The organism is Acetivibrio sp. (assembly GCF_035371925.1).
In the GTDB taxonomy this organism is placed as follows: domain Bacteria; phylum Bacillota; class Clostridia; order Acetivibrionales; family Acetivibrionaceae; genus Hungateiclostridium.
This window is the reverse complement of record NZ_DAORXT010000151.1, coordinates 1-3,583: the sequence shown is the minus strand read 5'-3', so window position 1 is coordinate 3,583 and position 3,583 is coordinate 1. Positions and strand designations below refer to the sequence as shown.

The following is a 3,583-nucleotide window of genomic DNA, read 5'->3' as shown; positions in this document are numbered from 1 at the left end:
CTTTCTTTTGATTGTGCTTTATCTTCACGAATAAGTTCACGAATGGCATCCACTGCAGTGGTGATTGCCAATTCGGTATCGTGCACTTGGGGATTGCTAAGTCCTCTTTTTTCTCGTTCCTGGTTGGCAATTACCAAAAATACGGAACCTACTCGGACTTTTAGATAGCTGCCTACTACAAACAGTGCCGCCGACTCCATTTCAGAGGCCAGACATCCCAGCCTCAGCCATGCTTCCCATTTATTCATCAGGTCGTAGCCGACGGGCTTGGTTTCGGGTTCATGCTGTCCGTAAAAGGAATCCTTGCATTGTACCACGCCTATGTGATGAGGAAGATTTTTCTTCCCGGCAGCTTTGGCTAGGGCGTTGACAACCTGAATGTTCGCCACAGCAGGAAACTCCAGAGGAGCGTATTCGCGGCTAGTGCCTTCCATGCGGATAGCTCCACTGGCAATTACCAGATCACCGCCATGTACATCAATCTGCATACCGCCGCAGGTACCAATCCGAATGAAAGTATCGGCACCGCAACGTGTCAGCTCTTCCATGGCAATGGCAGCGGATGGGCCGCCAATGCCAGTAGAGGTGACGCTGACCGGGACGCCGTCCAGCGTGCCGGTATAGGTGATGTATTCACGGTTGTCGGCGATGAGCCGAGGGTTGTCAAAATGGCAAGCGATTTTTTCACATCGCTTGGGATCACCGGGCAAAATGACATAACGCCCAACTTCGCCCAGGCCTACCTGTATATGGTACTGCTTTCCCGAACCTTCGGTGTAGTCAATCATAGTTTTCCTCCTTTTGGGAAAATTATTAGTAAAAGAGTTGCTGTACTTTGATGGAATAAAAAAACTGTTCATAAATATATAAAAGACCGCTGTAAAATATGCAAACAGAAAAATGCCTTTAATATTTTAGCACAAAACGTCGAAAAATACAACATATTGTCGAATTAACTAAAACTTGAAACTGTTTACAGGAATATAATACTTATACCACATAAGACGCAAATATGTTTTTTATCAGCCCATGCAATATTAAGTACATGGTGTGATGCCGAGGCCGACGTTCTGTTTTCGTTTAACGCCGCATGTTGAAGCAGCCAATAAATATAAGTACAATGAGCTATTGACTATCCAAGTGTTTTTTTATATAATAACATATGTTATCAATAACAATAGTTATTATTCCGAATGGAGGCCATTGATTAAATGCCTGCGAAAAAGCAAATATCCAAAGAAGCAATCTTACAGGCTGCATTGGAAATTGTGCGTGAATGCGGACTGAGTGCTGTAAATGCAAGAAATATCGCTAAAAAATTACACTGTTCTACACAGCCGATTTATCTTTCGTTTACGGGAATGGACGAGTTAAAAACTGCAGTTTCCCAAATGATTGACCAAGAATATGATCTATTTGTAAAAAAGCACATTGACAGCAGCAACTATGTAGTCAGCAAAGCTAAAGCGCACGTTTTATTTGCTTTATATGAAAAGAATTTATACACAGCTATGTTTTTGTCAAACACATTAGAGGGAATAAGTTTTGAAGACATTGCAAATGCCGAATGGAATCAAAAAGTAATATCTTCAATAATGGCCGACTTTAATATTGATAGGCCTTACGCTCAAAAAATTTTTATAGAAATTTGGCTTTTATCAAGCGGCCTTGCGATTGAACTTGCCACAAATAAAATGAAGATAAATGAAACAGATATTCATTTATTATTGAGTGAGTTTTATGAAAGGATGAAAAATTATTATGCTAAAAAGTAGAATCCGAACTCAAGAAGAAATAGAAAAGTATTTGAAAGAATTAAAAGATCGGCTTGATGATATAAAGAATGCTCCTGTGGAAGAAATGACGGAATTTTTTGCTAATAGAATAGGTGAATATAATAGTGTTCATTTAAAAAATTGGGGAGAAGAATACGCTCATATTGCAGGTTTCTTTGATGATGGTTTGAAAACATTACTTGATATTGGCTGCGGCACAGGTTTGGAGCTTCGTTCAATTTACAGGAGATTTCCCGATGTTAAGGTTACAGGTATTGATTTATCTGAAACTATGCTTGATAAATTGCGGGAAAGTTATGGTGATAAAGACATCGAATTAATTAATGCGGACTATTTTGAGTATGAGTTTGAGGAAAATAAGTTTGACGCGGCTATGTCTTTTCAAACACTTCATCATTTTAAATATGAAAAGAAGCAACTAATTTATAACAAACTTTATCGGACGATAAAAAGCGGTGGATATTATATAGAATCCGACTATACTGCATGCTGCTATGAGGAGGAGGCACTTTGCCTTGAAGCTTATGAATATTTACGCAAGCAAAATAATATACCTGAAGATATGCTTATACATATTGATATTCCACTGACTTTGGAGCATCAATTTGAGCTCATGAAAAATGCCGGTTTTAAAAAGGTCGAGGTTTTACATCAAAATTATGGACTAGCAATTATTAGAGCGGACAAATAATACACTCCGATTTACTTTCTATTGACTCAATTGAAAAGGAAGTGGGAATATGATTATTAAAAACTATAACGATTTTGTAACTTGTCTTTTAGATTCAGGCTTTTCTATGGGCGGCGGAAACAGTGAAGGGATTTGGTTTCCTGGTATTAGGAAATTCTTCTTTTTCAATATTTATGGAGTCGTCATCAATAAACAGGGCTTCCAGTTTTTGTACATAATCAGTATAGGGAGTTATGTCGGTAAGGGTTTTCATGACAGCTTGGCCTGGATGTTCCCACTCTCCCTTATGTGTCCATTTGATTTTACGAATATGTTTATACTCGCCACGATTTGCATCAAAAATATAGCCTGATTCGACTATTCCGCGCCTCACAACTTTACGCATGCCTTTTTTGGCATAAACAATATCCCCGACTGAAATCTCGTTGGCAAACTGCCATGTGGCAAGAGCTGAGTTAATATATGAATATTCAGTGCCATACACTTCTTTCATTTTTGATTTCATTGCATCCTTGCTGGGGTATTGCTTCAGGTCGCCCAATTCATCCCATTCAATACCCATAATTCCATGAGAGTAAAACTCTTCCCATTTAGAAGAATTACTTCCGGGAGCATAAATCCAGTATTGCCTTGGGGAAGCAGAAGGCGTGGCTTCTTATGTATTCCTTGATTCCACGCGTTTATAGGTGCCATTGATAATGCTGTCTATTGTATCGGCCTGTTCGGAAGTCAATTTAAAGTTTGTAGCGTTGGCGAAATTAATAATACTTATATTTTTCAACCGTTCATCTGCCAATAAATCTTCTTTTTTTATAATAGCATCCGTTATTTTATGCGTTAGTTTAATATCCACTACAGGGCTTTCCCCCCTGTATTTAATTTGCCTGAAACAGCATAGGGATCCGGTTCATTATTTTCTCTGATTTCCGGGTCACAAAGGATAACCCCTGAAGCAACAATGCCGCCCTCAGGACCTGAAACCCATATATAAGCGCGATCTCCTTTTCTAAATAAGCTGTAGAGTAAACGAAACAGCTAAATACAATGTTGAACTAATACAGTAATAGGATAAGCACAGCTTATGATTTGAATGGAG

At 38.7% G+C, this 3,583-nt stretch carries 5 protein-coding genes; 2 read left to right on the top strand and 3 right to left on the bottom strand.

Features of this window, described 5'->3' with window-relative positions:
• The coding region (udp, locus tag PLH43_RS13250) for a uridine phosphorylase (protein WP_349255153.1) at window positions 1-785 on the bottom strand (785 nt) is incomplete at its 3' end.
• 426 nt (window positions 786-1,211) lie between these two features.
• On the opposite strand from udp, the gene PLH43_RS13245 reads away from it, so the two are divergent.
• Window positions 1,212-1,775, top strand: a complete 564-nt coding sequence (locus PLH43_RS13245; RefSeq protein WP_324363897.1) for a hypothetical protein — start codon at window positions 1,212-1,214, stop codon at window positions 1,773-1,775.
• Window positions 1,762-2,487: a class I SAM-dependent methyltransferase gene (locus tag PLH43_RS13240; protein WP_324363895.1), complete on the top strand. Its 726-nt coding sequence runs from the start codon at window positions 1,762-1,764 to the stop codon at window positions 2,485-2,487. The genes PLH43_RS13245 and PLH43_RS13240 overlap by 14 nt, the downstream gene beginning before the upstream one ends.
• Window positions 2,488-2,581: 94 nt before the next feature.
• Here PLH43_RS13240 and PLH43_RS13235 read toward each other — a convergent pair whose 3' ends face one another.
• Together PLH43_RS13235 and PLH43_RS13230 are read right to left on the bottom strand one after the other, a co-directional pair.
• Window positions 2,582-3,049 carry a hypothetical protein gene (locus PLH43_RS13235; RefSeq protein WP_324363893.1) on the bottom strand — a complete coding sequence of 156 codons (468 nt, stop codon included), beginning with the start codon at window positions 3,047-3,049 and terminating at the stop codon, window positions 2,582-2,584.
• A 93-nt stretch (window positions 3,050-3,142) separates the two neighbouring features.
• Entirely contained in the window at window positions 3,143-3,340 is a 198-nt protein-coding gene (locus PLH43_RS13230) for a hypothetical protein (protein WP_324363891.1), read from the bottom strand.
• Window positions 3,341-3,583: the final 243 nt, after the last annotated feature.

What these genes read in the sequence shown, in the direction of transcription:
- PLH43_RS13245 (WP_324363897.1), top strand. Translation starts at nt 1,212, where the DNA reads ATGCCTGCGAAAAAGCAAATATCCAAAGAAGCAATCTTACAGGCTGCA.
- PLH43_RS13240 (WP_324363895.1), top strand. Translation starts at nt 1,762, where the DNA reads ATGCTAAAAAGTAGAATCCGAACTCAAGAAGAAATAGAAAAGTATTTG.
- PLH43_RS13235 (WP_324363893.1), bottom strand. Translation starts at nt 3,049, where the DNA reads ATGGGTATTGAATGGGATGAATTGGGCGACCTGAAGCAATACCCCAGC.